General features: G+C 68.6%; 15 protein-coding genes. 9 read left to right on the top strand and 6 right to left on the bottom strand.

Going from position 1 to position 21,294, the window contains the following annotated elements; translation table 11 throughout:
• Positions 1 to 50: 50 nt before the first annotated feature.
• From Q0D75_RS14555 to Q0D75_RS14540, 4 genes are all read right to left on the bottom strand, one after another.
• A complete protein-coding gene (locus Q0D75_RS14555; protein WP_291054795.1) occupies positions 51 to 1,064 on the bottom strand; it encodes a sugar phosphate isomerase/epimerase family protein in 1,014 nt (337 codons plus the stop codon).
• Positions 1,057 to 2,196 carry a Gfo/Idh/MocA family oxidoreductase gene (locus Q0D75_RS14550; protein ID WP_291054792.1) on the bottom strand — a complete coding sequence of 380 codons (1,140 nt, stop codon included), beginning with the start codon at positions 2,194 to 2,196 and terminating at the stop codon, positions 1,057 to 1,059. Before Q0D75_RS14550 ends, Q0D75_RS14555 begins: the two co-directional genes overlap by 8 nt.
• A gap of 58 nt (positions 2,197 to 2,254) precedes the next feature.
• Positions 2,255 to 5,461 carry a stalk domain-containing protein gene (locus Q0D75_RS14545; protein ID WP_291054789.1) on the bottom strand — a complete coding sequence of 1,069 codons (3,207 nt, stop codon included), beginning with the start codon at positions 5,459 to 5,461 and terminating at the stop codon, positions 2,255 to 2,257.
• A gap of 182 nt (positions 5,462 to 5,643) precedes the next feature.
• Positions 5,644 to 6,417 carry an IclR family transcriptional regulator gene (locus Q0D75_RS14540; RefSeq protein ID WP_291054786.1) on the bottom strand — a complete coding sequence of 258 codons (774 nt, stop codon included), beginning with the start codon at positions 6,415 to 6,417 and terminating at the stop codon, positions 5,644 to 5,646.
• A 277-nt stretch (positions 6,418 to 6,694) separates the two neighbouring features.
• Between Q0D75_RS14540 and Q0D75_RS14535 the strand changes: the two genes are divergently transcribed.
• The 4 genes from Q0D75_RS14535 to Q0D75_RS14520 all read left to right on the top strand — a co-directional run bounded on the left by Q0D75_RS14535 (position 6,695) and on the right by Q0D75_RS14520 (position 11,172).
• Entirely contained in the window at positions 6,695 to 7,666 is a 972-nt protein-coding gene (locus Q0D75_RS14535) for a sugar ABC transporter permease (protein WP_291054783.1), read from the top strand.
• A gap of 5 nt (positions 7,667 to 7,671) precedes the next feature.
• A complete protein-coding gene (locus tag Q0D75_RS14530; protein WP_291054780.1) occupies positions 7,672 to 8,541 on the top strand; it encodes a carbohydrate ABC transporter permease in 870 nt (289 codons plus the stop codon).
• 67 nt (positions 8,542 to 8,608) lie between these two features.
• Complete coding sequence (locus Q0D75_RS14525; RefSeq protein ID WP_291054777.1) at positions 8,609 to 10,042, top strand: extracellular solute-binding protein; 1,434 nt, start codon at positions 8,609 to 8,611, stop codon at positions 10,040 to 10,042.
• A gap of 62 nt (positions 10,043 to 10,104) precedes the next feature.
• A complete protein-coding gene (locus tag Q0D75_RS14520; RefSeq protein ID WP_291054774.1) occupies positions 10,105 to 11,172 on the top strand; it encodes a Gfo/Idh/MocA family oxidoreductase in 1,068 nt (355 codons plus the stop codon).
• Here the strand turns inward: Q0D75_RS14520 and Q0D75_RS14515 are convergent.
• Both Q0D75_RS14515 and Q0D75_RS14510 read right to left on the bottom strand, forming a co-directional pair.
• A complete protein-coding gene (locus Q0D75_RS14515; protein ID WP_291054771.1) occupies positions 11,145 to 13,688 on the bottom strand; it encodes a family 78 glycoside hydrolase catalytic domain in 2,544 nt (847 codons plus the stop codon). The genes Q0D75_RS14520 and Q0D75_RS14515 overlap by 28 nt on opposite strands.
• 6 nt (positions 13,689 to 13,694) lie before the next feature.
• Positions 13,695 to 14,822 carry a mandelate racemase/muconate lactonizing enzyme family protein gene (locus Q0D75_RS14510; protein WP_291054768.1) on the bottom strand — a complete coding sequence of 376 codons (1,128 nt, stop codon included), beginning with the start codon at positions 14,820 to 14,822 and terminating at the stop codon, positions 13,695 to 13,697.
• 158 nt (positions 14,823 to 14,980) lie between these two features.
• Here Q0D75_RS14510 and Q0D75_RS14505 point away from each other — a divergent pair, with 158 nt between their 5' ends.
• From Q0D75_RS14505 to Q0D75_RS14485, 5 genes are all read left to right on the top strand, one after another.
• On the top strand, positions 14,981 to 16,027 hold the full coding sequence (locus Q0D75_RS14505; RefSeq protein ID WP_291054765.1) for a zinc-binding dehydrogenase: 1,047 nt from the start codon (positions 14,981 to 14,983) through the stop codon (positions 16,025 to 16,027).
• Between the two features lie 8 nt (positions 16,028 to 16,035).
• Positions 16,036 to 16,638, top strand: coding sequence for a GDSL-type esterase/lipase family protein (locus Q0D75_RS14500; RefSeq protein ID WP_291054762.1), 603 nt, complete (start codon positions 16,036 to 16,038; stop codon positions 16,636 to 16,638).
• Positions 16,638 to 17,504, top strand: a complete 867-nt coding sequence (locus tag Q0D75_RS14495) for a fumarylacetoacetate hydrolase family protein (RefSeq protein WP_291054759.1) — start codon at positions 16,638 to 16,640, stop codon at positions 17,502 to 17,504. Before Q0D75_RS14500 ends, Q0D75_RS14495 begins: the two co-directional genes overlap by 1 nt.
• Position 17,505: 1 nt before the next feature.
• Positions 17,506 to 19,584: an alpha-amylase family protein gene (locus tag Q0D75_RS14490; RefSeq protein WP_291054756.1), complete on the top strand. Its 2,079-nt coding sequence runs from the start codon at positions 17,506 to 17,508 to the stop codon at positions 19,582 to 19,584.
• A gap of 273 nt (positions 19,585 to 19,857) precedes the next feature.
• Positions 19,858 to 20,580 carry a hypothetical protein gene (locus Q0D75_RS14485; protein ID WP_291054753.1) on the top strand — a complete coding sequence of 241 codons (723 nt, stop codon included), beginning with the start codon at positions 19,858 to 19,860 and terminating at the stop codon, positions 20,578 to 20,580.
• Positions 20,581 to 21,294: the final 714 nt, after the last annotated feature.

Here is a 21,294-nt window from a genome sequence, read left to right as displayed (position 1 = left end):
TCTACATGGGAGGGGGCTTTTTTCGCGCCCGGCCTCCCGCGCGCGCGCTCCTACTGGTTGCCGAAGGCGCTGTCGAACGAGGCCTCGGGAACCGGCCACATCAGCGAGCGGATGAACGTGACGGCCTCCCGGGCGCCGTGCAGCCTCTCCATGCCGGCATCCTCCCACTCGATCGAGATCGGCCCGGAGTACCCGATGCTCCGCAGAGCGCGGAAGCAGTCCTCCCACGGAACGTCGCCGTGTCCGGCGGAGACGAAGTCCCAGGCGCGACGAGGATCCCCCCAGGGGAGGTGCGAGCCGAGCACGCCGGAACGACCATCAGGTCGGCGCAACCGCGTGTCCTTGCAGTCGACGTGATAGATGCGGTCGGCGAAGTCGACGATGAACGCGACGGGGTCGATGTTCTGCCACATCATGTGCGACGGATCCCAGTTGAAGCCGAACGCGGCGCGGTGCTCGATCGCCTCGAGCGCTCGAACGCCGGTCCAGTAGTCGTACGCGATCTCACCGGGATGCACCTCGTGGGCGAAGACGACCCCCTCGGAGTCGAAGACGTCGAGGATCGGGTTCCACCGGCGCGCGAAATCCTCGTAGCCGGCGTCGATCACCGATGCCGGGACGGGCGGGAACTGCGCCACATAGGGCCAGATCTTCGAGCCGGTGAATCCGACGACCACATCGGCTCCCAGCCGGCGGGCGACGCGGGCGGCACGCTTCATGTCCTCGGCGGCACGACCCCGCACGCCTTCGGGCTCGCCGTCGCCCCAGGTCGAGGGCCGGAGCATCGCCTCGTGACGGAAGTCGATCGGGTCGTCGCAGACGGCCTGCCCGGTGAGGTGGTTCGAGATCGCGGACACCGTCAACCCGTGGCGGTCGAGGATCTCCGTGCGGGAACGGAGGTAGGCGTCATCCTGGTCGGCTCGTTCGAGGTCGAGGTGGTCGCCGGATGCGGCGATCTCCAGGCCGTCGTATCCCCATCCGGCCGCCAGGCGGGCGACCTCCTCGAAGGGCAGGTCGGCCCACTGCCCGGTGAACAGCGTGACGGGCCGGCCGTTCTCACGCATGGATCAGCTCCCGATGGTCGACGACGGCCACGCGGGTTCCGGTGCGGGCGGACTCCACGACCGCATCGACGATGCGTGCGGATCGGACCCCGTCGGCGAACGTGGGCAGGCCGTCGCGGTGCTCACCGCGGACGGCGGCGTAGGTGTCGTCGACGAAGGCTTCGAAGCACTGCGCGTAGCCCTGAGGATGCCCCGCGGGAAGCGTCGACAGCCGGCGCGCGTCGGGGGCGCCGTGGCCGGCCGTGCGGCGGATGATCTCATCGGATGCCTCGGAGCCGAGCCAGGCGGTCTCCGGATTCTCCTGATCGAAGACCGCCGACTTCTCCGCACCGTCGAACTCGAACCAGAGCCGGTTCTTGCGCCCCGCCGAGACCTGCGAGACCGTCACGCTTCCCAGCACTCCGGAGCGGGTGCGGAAGAGCACGGCGGCCGCATCCTCGGTGTCCACCCTCATCCGCTCCCCCGCGTGGGCACCGCCCGAGGGAACCGGCCGTTCGGGGATCGTGGTGGTCATCTCGCAGATGACGGTCTCGATCCGTTCGCCGGTGACGAACTCCATCAGGTCGCACCAGTGCGATCCGATGTCGGCGAAGGTGCGGGAGGGACCGCCCTGCGCAGCATCGACGCGCCAGTTCGTCGCACCGGACGGCAGCAGCCAATCCTGCAGGTAGCTGCCGTGCAGGAGTTGCCAGGCGCCAAATCCGCCCGCCAGCGCTCGAGCTCGGATCTCTCGCACGAGCGGGTGGAAGCGGTACACGAAGGGGACGGTCGCGACCCGGCCGAGCGCGGCGGCGTGGTCTGCGAGGGCGGCGGCGTGGTCTGCGAGGGCGGCCGCCTGGTCGCTGGCGACCGAGAGCGGCTTCTCGCAGATCACGTGCGCTCCGCCGTCGAGCGCGGCCCGGGTGTGCTCGACGTGCAGCGCATTGGGCGAGCAGACGTGCACGACATCCGCCTCGAGCGCATCGAGATCGCGGAGGGACCGGATCGGGGCGGTTCCCCACGCCGTCGCGATGCGATCGCTGCGGTCGGGCGTGGACGCCAGGACACCCACGATCTCGGCTCCCGCCAGGAGCGCGGCCCGCCGGTGCACCGCTCCGATCATGCCGGTGCCGAGGATGGCGACGCGGGTCATCGTTCCCTTTCCCTTCCGTCGTGCGATCGCGAGTCGACCAGGGTGGTCTGCCGTGCCATCACGGGGTGATCGTCAGCAGTTGGGCCGTGGCATCCCAGGTGACGGTGTACCCGAGCGCCTGCTGGAAGAACGTCGCGGCGATGTAGAAGCGACCGCCGACCCACAGGCACGGCGCATCCAGGTGGATGACCGTCGCCCCGGCGTGGGCCGAACTGCTGGCGACCTGGGCGATCAGCGTCGTCCCGGTGTGCCGGGCGACGAACCACTGGGTGTCCGGGCGCCACTCGGGGCGACCGCCCGTCGCCTCCACCACATAGGCCGCAGGCACCATCGGCGTGCCGTTCGGGGCGAGCAGGGGAACCGCGGTGCGGGAGTACTTGCCGCCGACGAGCAGCGCCGGAGGGGTGAGCGGCACCTTCACCACGCCGATCTCGTCGATCGTGAAGTCGCCGGGCGTCGACATCATGTCGATCCGGATCTGCCGGATCGTGCCGACCCATTTGGCGTTGCCCCACGCCGCGATGTACCCCACGCCGAATTCGTCGTTGTACGAATCGACGATCACCTGCGCGCCTTTGTCCTGGCTCCACGTCGAGTCGGCCTCGGTGATGAAGTAGAAGTACTCCGGAGGCGTGTCGCTCTTCATCCGAATCCGCACCCACGGCGCCCGATTGGCGTCGATGCCGAGATGGTCGGGTGACACCAGGCCCGGGTCGGTGCCGATCGAGGTGGCCGTCAGCACACCGTCCTGCACCTGGATGTTCGTGACCTGGTTGTTCTCGCTGTTGGTCCAGCCCTCGACGTCGCCGTCGGTGTCGAACGTCCATCGCGTCCAGTAGTCGTCGGGCTTGGCCGGCGCCGGCAGCTCCTTGAGCGGCTGGGTGCGGTCGGCCGGGTAGAGCAGGCCCAGCCGCTCCGCCTGTGCGGTGGTGGGAGTGACGTTCGCGCCGGGCGTGGCCGAACCGAACACGTTCGCGACCGCGTTCACGTAGCCGAATCCGGCCAGCGCACTGGGCATCACGAAGTGGCCCTCGCCGAATTCGTTCCAGTTGTCGACCAGCACCATCGACCGGCCGAGACTCGACGTGGGTAGCGCCGGCATGAAGTCGTCGCGCACCCAGGTCGCATTCGCCTCGAAATCGGTCACGCTCGCCCACGCTCCTGGCGTGAGGTTCCAGGGCAGCTGGTCCTGCCCCATCGAGATGGTCGGCACCACGTCGACCACGGCGTTGCCGCGCCAGGTGAGCAGGTTCTGCCGGTAGCCCTCGGTGAGCGCGGCGACGGCGCCGACGCTGTACTTGTACTGGGCATCGACGCCGACGGTCGGCGCATTAGCGTCGACCTGCGGGGCGATGATGATGAGGTCGTCGAACCCGGCGGCCTGCACCGCCGTGCGGAGATACGCGACCTCCGCAGCCGCCGCCGCAGCGCTGCCGAAGGTCGTGATGAGCTTCGGAATGGAGTAGATCGAGAACACCGGCTTGTTGTCGATGACCAGGTAGCTCGGGTCGCGGAAGTAGTACTCGATCCAGTACGGCACCATCACCGTGCGGAAGTCGCTGCTGTTGGTGGCGCCACTGCTGATGTTCTCGTACATGATGGCGAACTTCACGAGCGACTTGTAGCGCGAGGTGAAGAGCCCCTGGTGGAGGTGGTGGCCGAGGTCGGGCACCTTGATCGGCTGCCCCACCCCGTCCAGCGGGCGGAACCAGCACGCCAGCTCGAACGAGATGCCGTTCTCCACCATCCACTTGATGCCCCAGTCGGTGACCTCCGGGTCGCCTTCGTCGTACCAGCCGAGCAGCGGCTTGCGGCTCGGATAGGGGCTCAGAGCATCCCAGCCCTGGTGATGACCCTCGCGCCAGCCGGCGAAGGTCTGCACGCCGACGAGGTAGTCGCCGGTGTCCAGCGGCACGGGGGTGGGCACGTAGTCGGTGGGATCCGGGGGCGTGACCGAGAGCCGGATGTCGTCGAGGTAGACCTTGCCCGACGGCCCCGCTCCGACTCCGAACGTCAGGGTGTCGACCGCGGTGACGGCCGGGATCGCGACTCCGGATGCGGCGGTCTTGCCGTTCACGACGATGGTGGCCTGATTGTTCGCCGCGTCGGTCGTCACGCGCACGTGGTACCAGAGGTTGGGCTTGCAGTCGTAGCAGACCACCGGTGCTCCGCTCGCATCCGCGTAGGTGATGCTGCCGGCGGAGGCCCCGATCTGGAGCCCGGGCTGCGTGCCCTCCGAGAGCACCGCCGAGACGTTCTGTGCGCCGGATGGGGCGAGGAAGCGGAACTCGAAGGTCAGGTCGTCGGTGAGCGCCGTGAAGGTGCGCTGGAACGTCGCGGGCGCGGTGGCTGCGAGCGTGTTCACCAGCAGGCTGTAGCGATCTGCGTAGCTCGATCCGTGCAGCTCGGCGATCGAGAAGACCGCACCCGCACCCGCCGCGGCCCAGTCGGCGGGAAGGCCGCTCGGCACGGTCACGAACGACTCGTTCACCACGAAGCCGCGGTGGATGCGCACGGTGTCGATGTAGAAGTTGCCGACGAAGGCCTCGCTCGTCTGGATGGTGAAGAGGTCGAGCACGGTCGCGGCCTGGGCGAAGGGGATCGCGGCAGTCGCCGTGGCCCCGTTGACGGAGACGGTGAACTGCCCCGCGTCGAGGTCGAGGATCACGCGCACGCCCACCGGCGTTCCGACGGTGAGGCTCGCCAGGGCCTGGGCTCCCGTCGGCGTCTGCACGCTCAGCTGGCCCGCGTCGGCGGTGAGCACGACCGCGTTCGCCCCGGTGGTTCCGACCGTCCAGGTCACGCCGTTGAGCGCGGTGAGGGGTTCGAACCGGAAGTCGACGGTGAGCACGCCGGCCTCGTGCGCCGTGAACCGCCGCTGCATCACGACGGGCAGGCCTCCGCTGTCGGTCACCTTCGCCCAGCGTCCGTACGCGAACGTGAAGCTGCCGCCGGCCTGACGGACGTCCCACCCCGACGGCACGATCAGAATCGGGTCGGTGACGGCGTTCGGCATGTGGAAGTCCTCTTCCACCAGGTACCGGGCCGTGCCGGCGGAGCCCGACGTGTCTCTGACGAAGGCGGCGGGGAGCGGATGTGCCGACGCCTGCCCCGGCTTGTCCATGAGCAGCAGGCCACTGACGGCCGACGCGGCAGCGGCGATGGAGAGAAAAGAGCGACGGCTGATCCCCCGGCCGGGGACCGGTTCCATCAGCCACTCGCTCTGGGCCGACGGAACGGCGTCTGGATCGACTGCATCGTGCACGAGGACTCCCTTATCCTAGAGTTCACTATTCTGAACTTAAATACGTCAGAATGAACTTTTCGACACGACGCTACTGGAGCGCCGCCGTCGAAGGCAAGACGCGATCGCCAAATCGCCCCGCCGGCAGCAGGAAAGGCAGGGCAGTGGAACACCGCCCGGGAAAGGAAGTCGCCAGATCGCCTCTAGGGGCGGATGGTCGCTTCGAGCTCGGTCACCGTCGCGCGCAGCTGGCCCAGGATGTCACCCGGCCACTGCTCACCGGTGCGCGAGGTGGGCATGGTGAGCGAGATCGCCATCTGGCGGTGCGCGTCGGACAGGAACGGCAACGGCACCGCGACACAGCGGCATCCGCTCATGTACTCCTCGTCGTCGAGGGCGAAGCCCTCCTCGCGCACACGGTCGAGCACGACGAGCAGCTCGTCGACATCGGAGACCGTGCGCTCGGTGAGGTGCTCGAGCGGTGCGGCCGCGCGCAGGCGCCGTTCCGCCTCCGCGGGCGGCAGCAGACCGAGGAGCGTCTTGCCGATGCCCGTCGCATGAGCCGGCAGCTGCGTGCCCACCGACGACGCGAGCCGCATCGTGCGAGCGGCCTGGCTGATGGCGATGTAGACGTTGTTCACGCCGTCGAGCTGCGCGAGCTGAACCGTCTCCCCCACAGCGCCGGCGAGCTTGTCCATGAAGGGGCGCACGATGCCAAGCAGGTCGGTGTGGCCCCGGAAGTTCTGCCCGACCTGCCAGGCACGGAGCCCGAGCGAGTACTGGCGGGTGCGCGGGTCGTGCGCGACCCAGCCCGTGGCCGTGAGCGTCTGGAGGAGTCCGTGCGCACTGGATCGCGGGATGGAGAGCTCGGTCAGGATCTCCCCGAAGCTCACACTCTCGTGCTCGCTCACGAACTCGATCAGTCCGAGCGCCCGTTCGGCGGACTTGACGCTGGTGCCCTTGTCGTCCGTCGCCATGACTTCCTTCCCTCACGCCGCATCCGAGCCGGCGCATTGAGACCGGAACAGCGTCCCGTCTATAGGATCAGGATACAGCTCGATGAACTTATGGGGCCGGATTCAGCCCATAGTTCACCCACGTGAACGCCGATTCCTTGACATGAACCTTTTGGTCTGCGAGACTTTCGTGCGTTCGGCCGATTGCGCCCTTGAAGGCGCGCTTTCGGTCACGCGCTGACGCCGACGATCTCCACCTCGATCGCGGCAGCCGGCGCCTACTCAACGTGGAGGGCACATGGCCATACAGACACCTGACCGGGTGGTGCCGGATGCGATGGTGATCACCGCAGACACCCGTCCGCCGAAGCGCCGTCCGCGCCGGCGATCGATCAGCTGGGGAGCGTATCTCGGGCTCGTCCCGCTGGCCGTCATGCTGGGGGTGTTCTGCTACTACCCCGCCGCGAGCGGCATCTTCCACTCGTTCTGGAACTGGAACCCGGGCGGGGAGTCGACCTTCATCGGCTTCGACAATTACTCCGCCATGATGGGCGATCAGCTCTGGTGGGAGTCGTTCAAGAACCTCGGCATCATCTTCGTCTTCGGCGTCGTCTCCTGGGTGATCCCGCTGGCGGCCGCAGAGCTGCTCATCTCCCTGCGCAGCGAGCGCGCGCAGTTCGTGTACCGCACGCTCCTGATCGTGCCCATGGCGTTCCCGGGCGTCGTCACCGCGCTGATCTGGTCGTTCCTCTACCAGCCCAACGACGGAGTCATCAACACCTTCCTCACGTCGATCGGCCTCGAGTCGCTCGCCCAGAACTGGCTGGGCGACCCCCACCTCGCCCTGCTCTCGCTGCTGTTCATCGGCTTCCCTTTCATCGCGGGCCTGCCGTTCCTGATGTTCTACTCGACGCTGCAGAACATCCCGAAGGAGATCTTCGAGGCCTGCTCGCTCGACGGCGTGAACCGGATGCAGCGGCTCTTCCTGATCGACCTGCCGCTGATGGGCCGGCAGCTGCAGCTGCTGCTCGTGCTGGTGGTCATCGAGACCCTGCAGTACGGGTTCGTCGCCTACATCCTCACCAGCGGAGGGCCCGACAACGCGACGACGGTGCCCGTGCTGCACATGCTGAGCGAGGCCTTCAACGGAGGCAACTGGGGCTATGCGGCGGCGCTGTCGACCACGCTCTTCGTGCTCACCATCGTCTTCAGCACGATCGTGGCCCTCGCCAAGCGCCGCGATTCCACGACCAATGTGAAAGGGATGTGACCGTCATGTCTGCAGCGACCATCCAGGCCCCGAGCCGGCCTCCCCGCACGAAGGTGAGACGCCGCCGCAGCGGCGCCGGCATCCACATCGCCCTGATCACGATCGTGGCCGTGGGGCTGCTGCCCTACCTCTTCGTGCTCACCACGTCGGTGAAGACCAACGAGCAGTTCGCCACGAGCTACTGGGCACCGTCGTTCCCCCTGCACTTCGAGAACTACGGAACGGCCTGGAACCAGATCGCTCCGTTCATGCTGGTCTCCGTCGTGGTCGCCGCGGTCTCGATCGTCGGGATCGTCGCCCTGAGCCTGCTCTCGGGATACGTCTTCGCCCGCTTCCAGTTCCCCGGCCGCCGGTTCTTCTTCACGATGGTGATCGCCCTGCTCATGGTGCCGAGCATCGCGAGCCTCATCCCGCTGTTCGTGATGATGCGCGACCTCGACCTGCTGAACACGCTCTGGGTGCTGATCATCCCGAGGATCGCGGGGGGAGCGGTGCTCGGCACCATCCTGATGAAGACCTTCATCGAGGGCATCCCGCAGGAGCTGTTCGACGCCGCACGGGTCGACGGCGCCGGCGCGGGCCGCCTGTTCCGCTCGATCATGCTTCCGCTGTCGCTGCCGGTCGTCGGCACCGTCTCGCTGCTCACCGTGATCGGCGTGTGGAACGACTTCTTCTGGCCGCTGCTCACGGTGACCGACAACGCCCTGAAGCCGGTGAGCGTCGGGCTGCTGTTCTTCCGTGGGCAGGCGGGCACCGACTACGGCGCGATGTTCGCGGGCTACATGATCGCGAGCCTTCCGCTGCTGCTGCTGTTCCTCTTTCTCTCCAAGTACTTCCTGGCCGGAATCCAGGGTGGGCTCCCGGGCTCGCACTGACCGCACCTCCGGCGTCTTCGTCACCGATCACACATCGTCATTACTCACACAGAAGGGCAATACAAGGATGTATAGCAAGCTCAAACCGATCATCGCGCTCGGGGTGGTCGCCGCCACCGCCCTCGCACTCGCCGGATGCGCTCCCGGCGCCAGTTCGGACAAGACCACCATCACGATCGCCGGGCCGAACCAGTGGAACACCGACCCGCAGAGCTTCGGACCGGCCTGGGAGGACCTCGTCGACCGCTTCGAGGCCGCCGAGCCGAACATCGAGGTGAAGACGGTGGTGCTGCCGCTCACCGAGTTCTACCAGACGCTCTCGACGCAGCTCGCCGCCGGAACGGCCCCGGAGCTGATCTTCAACCAGGTCTCGCACAAGCCCGATCAGGTCGTCGCTCTCGACGACTACTTCGAGCAGCCGAATCCGTACATCGAGGGCAACGAGAAGTGGATCACGGCCTTCAACCCCGACTACATCGGCGGCGAGGCGAACGTGGGCCGCAATGCGGCGCAGCACTACGAGTTCGTGCCGTTCAATCTCTATCTCAGCGGCATCTACTACAACAAGGACGTGTTCGCGGCCGCCGGCATCGACGAGCCGCCCGCGACTTACGGCGACCTCATCACGGACTGCAAGGCGATCAGCGCGGCGGGCTTCACGCCCCTGGCCTTCGACAACAGCTACCTCGCCCAGGCGAACGTGGTGAAGCCGATCACCTCGATGCTGCTCACCAAGTACTTCGACGAACTGAACTACTACGGGCCCGACGGCAAGCCCGGCACCTCGAAGCAGATCTCGGTGAAGGACTATTCGAAGGGCGTTCTCACCGGGGAGTTCACCCCGCAGAACACCCCCGAGATCGGTGAGGCGTTCACCCTCGCCAAGGAGGTCGTCGACGCGTGCGCCACCCCGAACTGGTCTGGTGTGGCCAGCACGGGGGCCGCCTTCACCGGCGCCCAGGAATTCCTGGCCGGAAAGGCCGCGATGTCGTTCGGCGCCAACTTCTCGGCGACCAGCCTCGACGACGTCGGCTGGGACTACGGAACCCTCCCGTTCCCGACGATCACGAAGCAGGACAGCCCGCTCTCCACCGGTGAGGGCGCCCGCTCCGGTGCGAACACGGGCGGAACGAGCTACATGATCCCGGCCACCACCGAGGGCGACAAGCTCGACGCGGCCGTGAAGTTCCTGCAATTCGCCTCCAGCCCCGTGGGCATCCAGCCCTGGCTCGACAAGACCGGCGGCATCCCCGCCCTCGCCGACGCGAAGCCCGCACCGGGACTCGAGGGGCTCACCACGGGCGACTGGGCCCTCAGCCCCACCGTTCCGCAGCCGGCACTGCTGCCCAAGGCGCTTCTCGGGCAGGCGATCTACACGGGTTACCTGACGGGCAACAAGTCGCTCGACGACCAGCTCACCGAGACGCTGGACCAGTGGACGACCAGCGCGAAAGAGGTCGCCTCCGACGGCAAGTGGACCGACGACTGGGCGCAGCAGTAGCACCGAACCCACAGGATCTGGCCCGCGATCGCGCATCGCGGGCCAGTTCCGCATGAGGAGGCATGATGATTCGAGTAGGTCTGACCGGCTGCGGCTGGTGGGCCGCGCACGCGCACGTGCCGGCCATCGAGGCGCATCCGGATGCGGCGCTGGTCGCGGCGAGCGACCCCGACCCGGCGCGCCTCGCCTCCGTGACGGCGGGGGCTCCGGATACGCGGGGATTCTCGACGGTCGAGGAGATGCTGGCGGTGTGCGACCTCGACGTGCTGGTGGTCGCCTCCCCCGCCGCGTTCCACGCCGGAGCCGCACGGGCCGGCATCCTGAGCGAGGTCAGCGTGCTCGTGGAGAAGCCCTTCACCCTGCAGGCCGCCGAGGCCCACGAACTCGTGCGCCTCGCCGCCTCGCGGCGCGTCGGCCTCTCGGTGAGCCTGCCCTACCAGTACACCGCGGCGGCACGAGCGATTCGCGCGCTGCTGACGGAGGGCAGGCTGGGTGACCTCGTCGGCGTGCACGCCGTGTTCGAGTCGTACACGGCTCCCCTCTATACCGGCGACGTCGACGAATACCTCCGGCGCGTGAATCGTCCGCACACCGTCGCTCCGCTGCCCGAAACCTACGCGGATGTTGCGGTCTCCGGCGGCGGTCACGGCCAGTCCCAAACCTCCCACGTGGTCTCGGCGATCATGGATGCCACGGGGGCACGGCCGGAGCGGATCACCGGCGAGAGCGTGTTCGTCTCCCCCGGCATGGACACGGCCAACGCGATCTCACTGCAGCTCTCCGGCACGGCGGTCGCGACCGTCTTCTCCTCGGGAGGCGCCCTGCCCGGCCTGGCCGCGCAGCAGTCCGTCAGCTATCTCGGCACCGCCGGATCGGCGCGGCACGACCTCGCCCGGGCGACGCTCGACTGGGCGACGGCGGATGGCGCGAGCGGCCACGTCGAACCGGGCGAGGGCGAGTCGGCCTATCCGAACGGCGCCCCGGTCAGCACCCTGATCGACGCGGTGGCCCAGGTGCGCGCCGGCCACTCCGATGAGCCTCTGATGACCCTCACGGCCGGTGCGGAGCGCGCTGCCCGCGCGGTCGAGGTGATCGAGAGCCTCTACGACGACGACGCGAGGCGCGGCTGATCGGCCGGCACCTGGCCATTCAGACGGTGCCGGCCGGCGGCGACCGCCCATTCGCTCTCTCCGAGCCGCACGGTCGCCACGGCTCCCACCGGGATCTCGACGTCGATGACGACGCCGGGCCCCTCGGTGCGCCAGCTGACTCCGGCCCGCCCGAGCGGGGTGAGCACCTCGGCCTCGGCGGAGGCCAGGCCGAGCACGGCGGGTTCGATCCGGATCTCGCGCCAGCCGGCCGCCGCCGGGGAGATGCCGGCGACGGAGCGGAACAGCCAATCGTCGATGGTGCCGAGGAAGTAGTGACCGTGCGACCGGGCGGCCGGGCTCCAGTGCTCCCAGAGCGAGGTCGCACCCGCCTCGACCCAGAGGCCCCAGCTCGGATAGTCGGTCTGCAGCGCCACGGCGAGCGCCGTATCGGCGTGACCGTAGCGGGTGAGCTGCGGCAGCAGGTACTTGGTGCCGAGGGCGCCGGTGTTCAGGTGGTCGCCGTTCTCCCGGATCAGCCGGGCCAGGGTGTCGGCCACCGGCCGGCGGTGCCGCTCCGGCAGCAGGTCGAAGGCGAGCGCGAGCACCTGGTGGGTCTGGCGGTCTCCCCGGTCCCCCGCGCCCACGACCTGTTCGCGATCGGCGGCGAAGAACTCCTCGACGAAGCGCCGGCGCAGGCGGCCGGCGTGGGCGCTCCAGCGGTGCGAGTCGTGACCGAGCACGGCGGCCGTGCGGGCGGCGATGTCGAGAGCCGCGATGAGGAGTGCGGTGGCCGCCACGCGGGTGTCTTCGGGCGCGTTGCCGCCGCCGGGGTCGGCATCCGGACTCACCCAGTCGCCCAGGGTCGAGTCGGCGATCCCGTCCGGCCAGCGCGACAGCTCGAACTCGAGGTAGGCGCTCGCGTCGGGCCAGGTGTCGGCGAGCACGCGCACGTCGCCGCGCTGCCAGTAGATCTCCCACGGCACGAACAGCAGCGACGCATGCCAGGGCGGCGCCGGCGTCCAGTCCATCGACCAGCCGCCGTGCGGTGCGATCACCTCGGGCGCCCCCTCGCCGTGGCGCGAGGCCGCGATGTCGTCCGCCCACTTCGCGAGGAGCTCGTGGCTGTCGAGATTCAGCAGCATGAGCTCGGCGCCCAGCATCCCGTCGCCCGTCCAGCCGTTCTTCTCGAACTTCGGGGTGTCGGTCGGCAGCCCGTGCAGATTGTTGAGCACGGTGCCGACGGTCAGGTCGTGCAGGCGGTTCAGCAAGGCGTTCGAGCAGTGGAAGCGGCCGGTGCGGGCGACCGCGCTGTGCAGCAGCTCGGCCTCGACCACGGGTTCGCGCGCCGCCTCGACCTCCACGTACCGGAAGCCCTGGTAGCCGAACCGCTGCGTCCAGCCGAGCGGCTCTCCGGCGAGAGTGATCCGGCTCTCCTGGAACCGCCCCGCGTAGTAGCCGAGCGGATCGTCGTTGTCGGGCCGGCCGTCCGCCCGGAGCCGCTCGGCCGTGCGGACGGTCACCACCTGCCCCGCTGCGCCGTCGAGCTGGAGACGGATGCGTCCCGCGATCACCCGGGGAAAGGTGAAGAGCCACCGGCCCGGCGCTCTCTGCTCCACCCGATCGGGAGCGAAGGTCTGCATGACCGCGATCGGTTGCTGGCGCTGGTCGACGCTCCGGCCGCGGGGGCCTTTCGCGCGCGTGACCGGCGCCCAGCCCTCGTCGTCGTAGCCGCCCAGGGAGAAGCCCGGGCGGTCGCACCGCGCGTCGAAGTCCTCGCCGCCGTAGAGATCGTCGTAGCGGGTGGGGCCGTCGACGGCCCGCCAGCTCTCGTCGGAGAGCGCGAGCACCTCGTCGCCCGTCACGATCAGGAGGCGCACACAGGGCTCGTCGTGCCACGGCGCGGTCTCCCAGTTCCAGGTGGAGGGCGCGGCCATGCCGTAGAAGCCGCGGCCGAGCTCGACGCCGATGGCGTTGCGGCCGGGCACCAGGAACTCGGTGATCTCCACCATGACGTACTGGGCGGTGACGTCGTAGTCGGTGAACCCGGGGGCGAGGTCGAAGCCGGGCACGAGCATGCCGTTGATCTCGGGGCGCGCATAGCCGCCGGCGCCGACCACGAGGTAGCTCGGTGCGGCCGGCCGGGGCTCGGCGATCTGCGGCACCGTGAACTCCTGGCGCAACAGCGGTGCGGCGCCGCCCGGGGTGGGGTGGGAGATCCACTTCGCTCCACGCCAGTCGTCGTCGAGGATGCCCGTGACGAACGCCGAGGATGCTCGCGTCGTGCCCTCATCGGCCGTCACGGTGACCTGCCAGCGGTACCGGGTCAGGGAGCGGAGTGCGGGTCCGTCGTACTCGACGTCGACGCCCGGGCCACCGCTCGGGTCGTCGCGAGTCCAGAGGCGCTCCCCGTTCGGCGCGAACAGCTCGAGCCGCCAGCTGCGTACCCGGGTGCCGGCTCCCCCGCCGTCGACCACCCAGCCGAAGCGGGGCCGCACGTCGACGCCGAGCGGCTCCTCGGCGTGCTCGACGGTGAGGCGCGTGAGGCGCACGGCCATCGGCGGCTAGCCGATCCGGTAGCGGTCGAGCGCGTCGTCGTCGACGTCGATGCCGAGCCCGGGCGCCGTCGGCACGCTGATCCGCCCGCGGTCGACGCTCCACGGCGCACTGCGGATCACGCTCTCGTTCAGGCTCCACGCCTCATCCGGATGCAGCGTCGGCGGGATGATCGCGAGCTCCTGCCATTCCGGCCCGATGAGCGCGGCAGCCTGGAGCCACCCCGGCAGCCGCAGTCCGCCCGTGCCGTGCAGGCACACCGGCACGCCCAGCGCCTCGGCCGTCGCTGCTACGCGAACGGTGGGCAGGATGCCGTTGGCGATCGACGCATCCGGCTGGATCACGTCGAAACTGCGCGCCACGAGCGCCGCGGCGAACTCCTCCGGCGTCGTGTAGCCCTCTCCGCCCACGATCTGCATGTCGATCTCGTCGGCGAGCCGGGCCTGGCCGCTCAGGTCGTAACGGTCGAGCGGTTCCTCGAGCCAGCGCACCCCGACGTCCTGCAGTTCGCGCGCCTCGGCGAGCGCCTGCTCGTAGCTCCAGGTGGCGCCGGAGACGTGGGCGGTGCGATCGACCATCAGGGTGAAGTCCGGGCCGGTCGCGGCCAGGATCGCTTCGCACACTCGCGCGTTCTCGCCGGGCTCCCGCCAGCAGCGGATCTTCACGCCCTCGAACCCCGCCGCCTGGTAGGCCAGCACGGCGTCGACGGTCTGGGCGTGACTGACGTGCGACTGCGAGGGGTCGCCCGGCCAGACGAGCGTGACGTAGGCCTTGAGTTGCTGCATCCGCGCGCCGCCCAGCAGAGCGTGCACGGGTTCGCCGAGCGTCTTGCCCAGGGCGTCCCAGGCCGCGTGCTCGGCGCCGGCGCCGCGATTGAGGCCGCGGCGCAGCATCCCGTCGATGTCGGTGATCGACGACCCTTCGGTGGCGGCGACGACCGCCGGCCAGACCGCGCGGTCGATGGGCCCCGCGAAGCTGTGGCCGCGCACGCCCTCGGTCGTGGTCAGGCGCACCACGCAGTAGCGGTGGTAGTACCCGGCCGCAACCTGGTCCGGCGTGGCGGGCAGGTTGATGGGAAAGATCTCGGTGCGGGCGATCGTCACGCCTGCGGTTCTCGACTGTGAGCCGTCAATCATGATTTCGAACTATAGCCGGGAAATCGACGAAGAAGCCAGGGAAAAGTTCTGTATTTCGAACTTGTTATCATTCGGGTGAACTTTTTGATAGGGTGGGACCGCTTCGACGGACGTCGGGCGACTCCGATGCGACGATGCGAGACGAGAGGAAATCGACCGTGCGAACACTGGTCCTGGAGGAATTCGGGCGCATGGCCCTGGCCGATCGCCCCATACCGGAGGTGCCGATCGGCGAGGTGCTGATCCGGGTGGCGTTCACGGGCATCTGCGGCTCGGACATCCACGGATACACCGGTCACAACGGGCGCCGGGCGCTCGGCCAGGTGATGGGTCACGAGAGCTCGGGAACGATCGAGGGATTCGGGCCCGGGGATCAGCCGCTCGGCTTGGCCGTCGGAGACGCGGTGACCTTCAACCCCGTCGTGCTCCCTCTCGAAGACCGGGTGGAGTTCGTCGACCGCGAGCAGCACTCGCCCCGCAAGTCGGTGATCGGCGTCGATCCGGCCCGGTACGCCTCCTTCGCCGACTACGTGGTGGTGCCCGCGGCCAACGTGCTGCGGCTCGCCGACGGCATGCCCGTCGCGCACGGCGCCCTGGTGGAGCCGACCGCCGTCGCCCTGCACGCCATCCGCCGCGCCGGGGTGACCGGGCAGCAGCGCGTGCTGGTCGTCGGCGGAGGGCCGATCGGGCAGTCGGTGGTGCTGGTTCTGCAGGCACTCGGTGTTGCGGAGATCTCCGTCAGCGAGATCAGCCCGGCCCGCCGGAGACTGCTCGAAGGGATGGGCGTTCCGGTGATCGATCCGTCGGCGGGCGATCTCGCCGGCGCTCTCGGCCGGCTCGGCGGCCCCGTCGACGTCGCCATCGACGCCGTGGGCAGCACGCACTCGATCGCCGACGCCCTCGCCTGCACGATGCTCGGCGGCACGGTCTGCCTCGTCGGCATGGGTGAGCCGCAGGTGCGCCTCGACGCCTTCCAGATCAGCACCGCCGAGCGCACCCTGGTCGGCAGCTTCACGTACTCGGCTCGCGATTTCGCCGATGCCGCCGAGCTGGTCGCCGACAACCCCCTGACCGCCGGGGCCCTCATCAGCCGAGTGATCGGACCCGAGAGCGCCGACGAGGCGTTCATGAACCTGGCCAACGGCGACGAGATCCCGGGCAAAGTGCTCGTGGCCTTCGCCCAGTCGGCCGACTACGCGAAGTGAGCACACGAGTGGCACAGAATCTGGTCTTCATCGGAGACAGCATCACCGAAGACGGACGACGGATCGACGATCCGCACGACCTCGGAACCGGCTACGTGGCGCGCGTGGCCCGTCGTCGTGCCGAGGCCGGCTTCGACGGCCGCGTGGTCAACACCGGCATCGGCGGCAACCGGGCGGTCGACCTCGCGGCCCGTTTCGACCGCGACTGCCTCGGGCACGACCCCGACGTGGTGTCGATCCACGTGGGCATCAACGACACCTGGCGCCGCTACGACGGCGGCGAGGCCACCTCCACCGAGGCGTTCGAGGCTTCGTACCGCGACCTGGTGACGCGGGCGACGGATGCCGGGGCGCGCCTGGTTCTGATCGAGCCGTTCCTGCTCGCCCTCACACCCGAGCAGGCGGGCTGGCGCGAAGACCTCGACCCCAAGATCGAGGTCGTCCGCGGGCTCGCGCGCGAGTTCGACGCCCAGCTCGTGGAGGCCGACGTGGCATTCACCCGGGCGGGCTACGAGCGCGATCGGGCCGGGCTCCTCTGGGACGGCGTGCATCCGACCGACGCCGGTCGCGAGCTGCTCGCGCGTACCTGGTTCGAGTCGGTGACGATCTGATGCGGGTCGCGAACCTGAACGGCCGCGCGGTGCTGCTCGGCGACATCCGCGCGCTCGACATCGCCACTGCCGGCGCCGGCCGCTTCCCGGCCGACCCGCAGCGGGTCTACACCTCGTGGCGCGAACTGTGCCAGTGGGGCGAGGGGATCGACGTCGACCGGCACCCGCGTGCGGTCGACGTCGACCTCACCACGCTCGGGCCGCCGGTGCCCCGGCCCGGTCAGATCCTCGCCGTCGGGCTCAACTACGCCGACCACGCCGCGGAATCCGGGCTCGAGCTGCCGGAGCATCCGCTCGTCTTCACGAAGTTCGCCTCCAGTCTCACCGGCCCCGACGCCGTGGTGCGGTTGTCGGGCGAGCGGGTCGACTGGGAGGCGGAGCTCGTGGTCGTGATCGGCACGGGCGGGCGCGACATCCCGGCCGCGGAGGCGTGGGACCGCATCGCCGGTCTCACGATCGGGCAGGACATCAGCGACCGCGACGTGCAGTGGTGGGGTGCGTCGGCGCAGTTCAGCCTCGGCAAGTCGTTCCAGGGTTATGCGCCGACGGGACCCGCGGTGGTGAGTGTGGCCGAGATCTCGGCCGGTCGGGACCGTGACGACCTGCGGGTGAGCTGCCGCAGCATCGACGCGTCCGGACGGGAGCGCGTGCTGCAGGACGGCCGCACCCGGGACATGATCTTCACGATCCCGGCGATCATCGAGCAGCTCTCGGCCATCGTCGAGCTGCAGCCGGGCGATCTCGTCTTCACCGGAACGCCCGCCGGTGTAGGCCAGGGCCGCACCCCCGAGGAGTTCCTCAGGCCCGGGAACATCCTCGTCACCGAGATCGACGGGCTCGGCTCGATCCGGCAGGAGTTCGTCTGACATGCTGCTCGGGGTTCAGTACTACCGCCCGCCGTCGCCCGACCCCGCGCTGTGGGAGCAGGACATCGCCGACATCGCGCAGGCCGGGTTCGGCACCGTGCAGCTCTGGCTGATCTGGGGCTGGGTGGAGGCGACGCCGGGTGAGTTCGAGTGGGGTGACTACGACCGCATCCTGGATCTCGCGCACGCTCGTGGTCTGCGTGTGGTGATCAGCACGATCGCCGAGATGCAGCCGGCGTGGCTGCTGCGCCGGTATCCGGATGCCGCGATGGTCGACCATCTGGGCCGGGTCACGCCGTCGACCACCCGGGTCGAGGCGCAGGCCGGGGTCACGCCCGGCGGCTCGATCGACGACCCGCGGGTGCTGGGGCACATGCGCGACTTCCTCGACGCGGCTGCGCGGCACTTCGCCTCGCATCCCGCGCTCGTGGCGTGGGACTGCTGGAACGAGAACCGCTGGGCGATGGAGGGCGACGGATACCTGGACTACAGCCCCGCGAGCATCCGGGCGTTCCACTCGTGGCTTGTGTCGCGGTACGGCGACCTCGACGGGGTGGCGCGGGCCTGGCGGCGGCGGTTCGCGACATGGGACGACGTGCAGCCCGGCCGGAAGCCGGGGCTGCCCTACACCGACCTCGTGGCGTTCCAGCGCTTCCTCACGGAGCGCGCCGCCGAGCATCTGCGCTTCCGGCGCGACACGATTCGCGCCGCCGACCCGTCGCATCCGATCTCGGCCCACTGCGGCGAACCCTCGGTGAACTCGGCCGGCAGCCTGTTCGAGCAGCCGCTGTCGCGGGGCAACGACTTCGCGCTCGCCGCCGAGCTCGACGGTTACGGATGCTCGAGCTTTCCGCACCTGCAGGGCATGTCGATGCTCGACCTCGGTCTGCGCATCGAGGCCACCCGCAGTGCCGCCGGCGATCGTCCGTTCTGGCTGGCCGAGCTGCAGGGCGGCGGTGGCCGGCTCGGCCATCACGTGCTGCCCGCCGTGCGGGCCGACGAGCAGCAGCGCTGGCTGTGGAACGGGATGGGCCGCGGCGCGAAGGGCACGATCGTCTGGCAGTGGCGCGACGAGGTGCTCGGCCGCGAGTCGGGCGGTTTCGGTTTCGCCGGCGACGACGGCCACGCTTCTGCGCGGGCTGAGGCGATGGCGCGCACGGCCGGCATCCTCGCCGAGCACGGCGACTTCCTCGACGCCTACCGCCCGGAGCCCGCCCAGGTGGGCGTGCTGTTCCTCCCTGACACCTACTATCTCGAGTGGGCGCAGGACGGCACCTTCGGGCTGCAGACGCGCGAGAGCATGCTCGGCTGGATGCGGGTGTTCGAGGAGCTGCAGCTGCCCTATGAGGTGCTCGACCCCGATCACCTCTCGCGCCTTTCGGACCTCAAGCTCCTCGTGCTCCCCTGGCCGCTGAGCGTTCCCCCGGCTGCGCTGTCGGCCGTCGCCGCCTGGGTGGAGCGCGGCGGCCTGCTCCTGACCGAGGCCGACCTAGCGGCGTTCGACGAGGAGGCCTTCTACCACCCACCCGGGTCGCGCGGCGCGAGCACCCTCGGCCTGCGCTCGCTCGGTCGGCGCGAGCTGCCCGCATCCGGAACCCTCTCGCTGGAGCTCGACGGCGCGAAGTTCCAGCTCCCCGCCGCGAGCTGGCTCGAGCACTACGACCCGGCGGATGCGCGGGTGCTCGGCACCGACGACGGCCACCCGATCGCCGTGGAGCGCGCTCTCGGTGCCGGGTCGGTGATCTCGATCGGCAGTTTCCCCGGCCTCGCGCACAGCCTCACGCCCTCGTCGGACGTGCCCGATTTCTCCAGCCATCTGGTGAGCCGCGCAGGAGTCACGATCTCGGCGCGCGTGCGCGGCACCGACGGTGCGACCGTGCAGTGGCGCCGCGGAACGAGCGACGACTGGTCGGTGCTCTTCCTCATCGGCGCCCCGTACAGCGAGCACTTCGTCGACGTCCCCAACCTCGGCGAGGTCGCCGAGATCGAGGAGCTCACGGATGGCCGAGCCATCGTCGCACGGCAACGCCTCGTCGTCGGCCTCTCGGCCTGGGGCGTCGCGGTAGTGCGCTGGCGCTAGCGAGCCTCGGCTGCGAATGATGCGCTGCCAACCACGAAGTCGACATCGGGCACGCGCCACCCCTTAGACCGGGGACTCGCGGTGAGCACCTCGGGATCCAACCACTCATCTCGCACACCCTAAATCAATCGTCATCGACTCCTAGCCTGCATAAATTGAGGGCTTAAGATGGAGTCATTGGACCTTCGCAACTGACCAACCAGGAGTTCAACGTTGTCAAACGCGATAACAGCAACGCCTGCCTGTGCAACGCCGTTCAGGTACGAGGCCGATATGATCCCATCCCTGCGACGCGATTTGCCGAGGATGGCATTCGGGCACCGCGTGGGAATAGACGTTAAGGTATTCGCCGAAGTGCCCTCCGTCGCTGGGGTGCCGGACTTGGCAGGAGTACGCTTCGACGCACGTGCGATCCAGGCCCGGCGCGAGGGCGAGGTTCGTCCGCTTGCAACAGAGGCCGAAGTCAAAGCAGTCCTTGCGATTACGTCTGGGCCGCTGCAGATCGGGGAACTTGCGCGTCGCATCCGAAGGTCTCCGGACTACGTTCGGCGCGCGGTTGTACCGCTGTTGATTCAACAAGGCTGGGTAACCGAAGTGGATGGTCTAGTTCGTCGACGCGGCGAAGCTCGGTGGATTGCACAACGCGTTGTGACAGTCGAAGCAAAGCTGCGTGACTGGACAAAGGCGATCGGACAAGCGCGTCGACAACAAATGTCGGCAGACGCCGCCTATATTGCGCTGGACGCTTCTGGTATGAGATCGATCACGCCTCATCTCGATCGCGTCGCCGAAGGCGGGGTTGGCGTGATTGCCGTCGACTCGCAGTCGCAACGCTCGCGGGTTCTTGTCCGACCTCGCCGCATTCAGCCAGAGCGCACGCTCGTCGGAAGAATGCTGATCGCAGAACGGTGCCTTGAAATGTGGGGTCGAGGCCAGATGAATGGACAGATCTATCCAGTATTCGGCTGGACGGTGCCTGAGCTAACTCAGGACTGATTCCCAAACGTCAAGGTGCGTTGGCCTGTTGGCGCCCGTGGGTTTGTCAACACGATCGAGACCGTCGATGAACTTCAACCCTTTACGCACTCGACGCAGCGCAGCAAGGTTCGGGCGCTGAGTTGAAAGTTGGGCCTGCAAGTCGGCTACTGCCATCAGGTAGTGAAGTCCAGCCAGAGCGTGGTCATGACCATCGGTTTCCATCTCAAGAGAAAACGAGCTGTTGTACTTCTTGTGACCTCGCAACGCGACGAGCCTGTCGAACTCTGTCTGCTCGATCGTGTGAAGTAACTTCGAGTCGAAAACACGCTTGATCCGCGGGGGTGGCGCCTGGCCTGGTCTACCGCCAGCCCTAGCTTGTCGAGCGAAGGCCTGTTCACCCCATGAGGTGCCTGTAGAGAAGCCGTTGGCACCTAAAGCAGTGACAACCCAACCCGTGAGACCCGCGTTAGGCAGGTAGAGGTGCTTGGACTCGAGAGCGGCAGTAGTTGCCAGTTCCTTGTAGCCTTCCAGGATTTGTCGATCCGCTAATTGCCCATATCGTGGCCTCACCTCGGGCCAATAGAACCGGAGGTACCAGCGCTTCTCGCCGCTCTCATAGTAGTGCCCCGTAGAGTGGTGTAACGAACCCCGAGTAACAACGGCCCCACTGAAAGAACAGCGTGGCCACCGGGGACACCTTCGAGAAGCCTTCTAACTCTCACTCGAAAGGGC

Origin of the sequence: Herbiconiux sp., assembly GCF_023264855.1 — a bacterium.
GTDB lineage: Bacteria > Actinomycetota > Actinomycetes > Actinomycetales > Microbacteriaceae > Herbiconiux.
The sequence above is the reverse complement of the archived record's forward strand: the minus strand, read 5'-3'. Positions and strand labels throughout refer to the sequence as shown.

Coding starts and splice junctions, on each gene's coding strand:
- Q0D75_RS14550 (WP_291054792.1), bottom strand. CDS start 2,196: ATGACCCGCGTCGCCATCCTCGGCACCGGCATGATCGGAGCGGTGCAC.
- Q0D75_RS14515 (WP_291054771.1), bottom strand. CDS start 13,688: ATGGCCGTGCGCCTCACGCGCCTCACCGTCGAGCACGCCGAGGAGCCG.
- Q0D75_RS14510 (WP_291054768.1), bottom strand. CDS start 14,822: ATGATTGACGGCTCACAGTCGAGAACCGCAGGCGTGACGATCGCCCGC.
- Q0D75_RS14485 (WP_291054753.1), top strand. CDS start 19,858: ATGATCCCATCCCTGCGACGCGATTTGCCGAGGATGGCATTCGGGCAC.
- Q0D75_RS14490 (WP_291054756.1), top strand. CDS start 17,506: ATGCTGCTCGGGGTTCAGTACTACCGCCCGCCGTCGCCCGACCCCGCG.
- Q0D75_RS14520 (WP_291054774.1), top strand. CDS start 10,105: ATGATGATTCGAGTAGGTCTGACCGGCTGCGGCTGGTGGGCCGCGCAC.
- Q0D75_RS14535 (WP_291054783.1), top strand. CDS start 6,695: ATGGCCATACAGACACCTGACCGGGTGGTGCCGGATGCGATGGTGATC.
- Q0D75_RS14495 (WP_291054759.1), top strand. CDS start 16,638: ATGCGGGTCGCGAACCTGAACGGCCGCGCGGTGCTGCTCGGCGACATC.
- Q0D75_RS14525 (WP_291054777.1), top strand. CDS start 8,609: ATGTATAGCAAGCTCAAACCGATCATCGCGCTCGGGGTGGTCGCCGCC.
- Q0D75_RS14530 (WP_291054780.1), top strand. CDS start 7,672: ATGTCTGCAGCGACCATCCAGGCCCCGAGCCGGCCTCCCCGCACGAAG.
- Q0D75_RS14540 (WP_291054786.1), bottom strand. CDS start 6,417: ATGGCGACGGACGACAAGGGCACCAGCGTCAAGTCCGCCGAACGGGCG.
- Q0D75_RS14555 (WP_291054795.1), bottom strand. CDS start 1,064: ATGCGTGAGAACGGCCGGCCCGTCACGCTGTTCACCGGGCAGTGGGCC.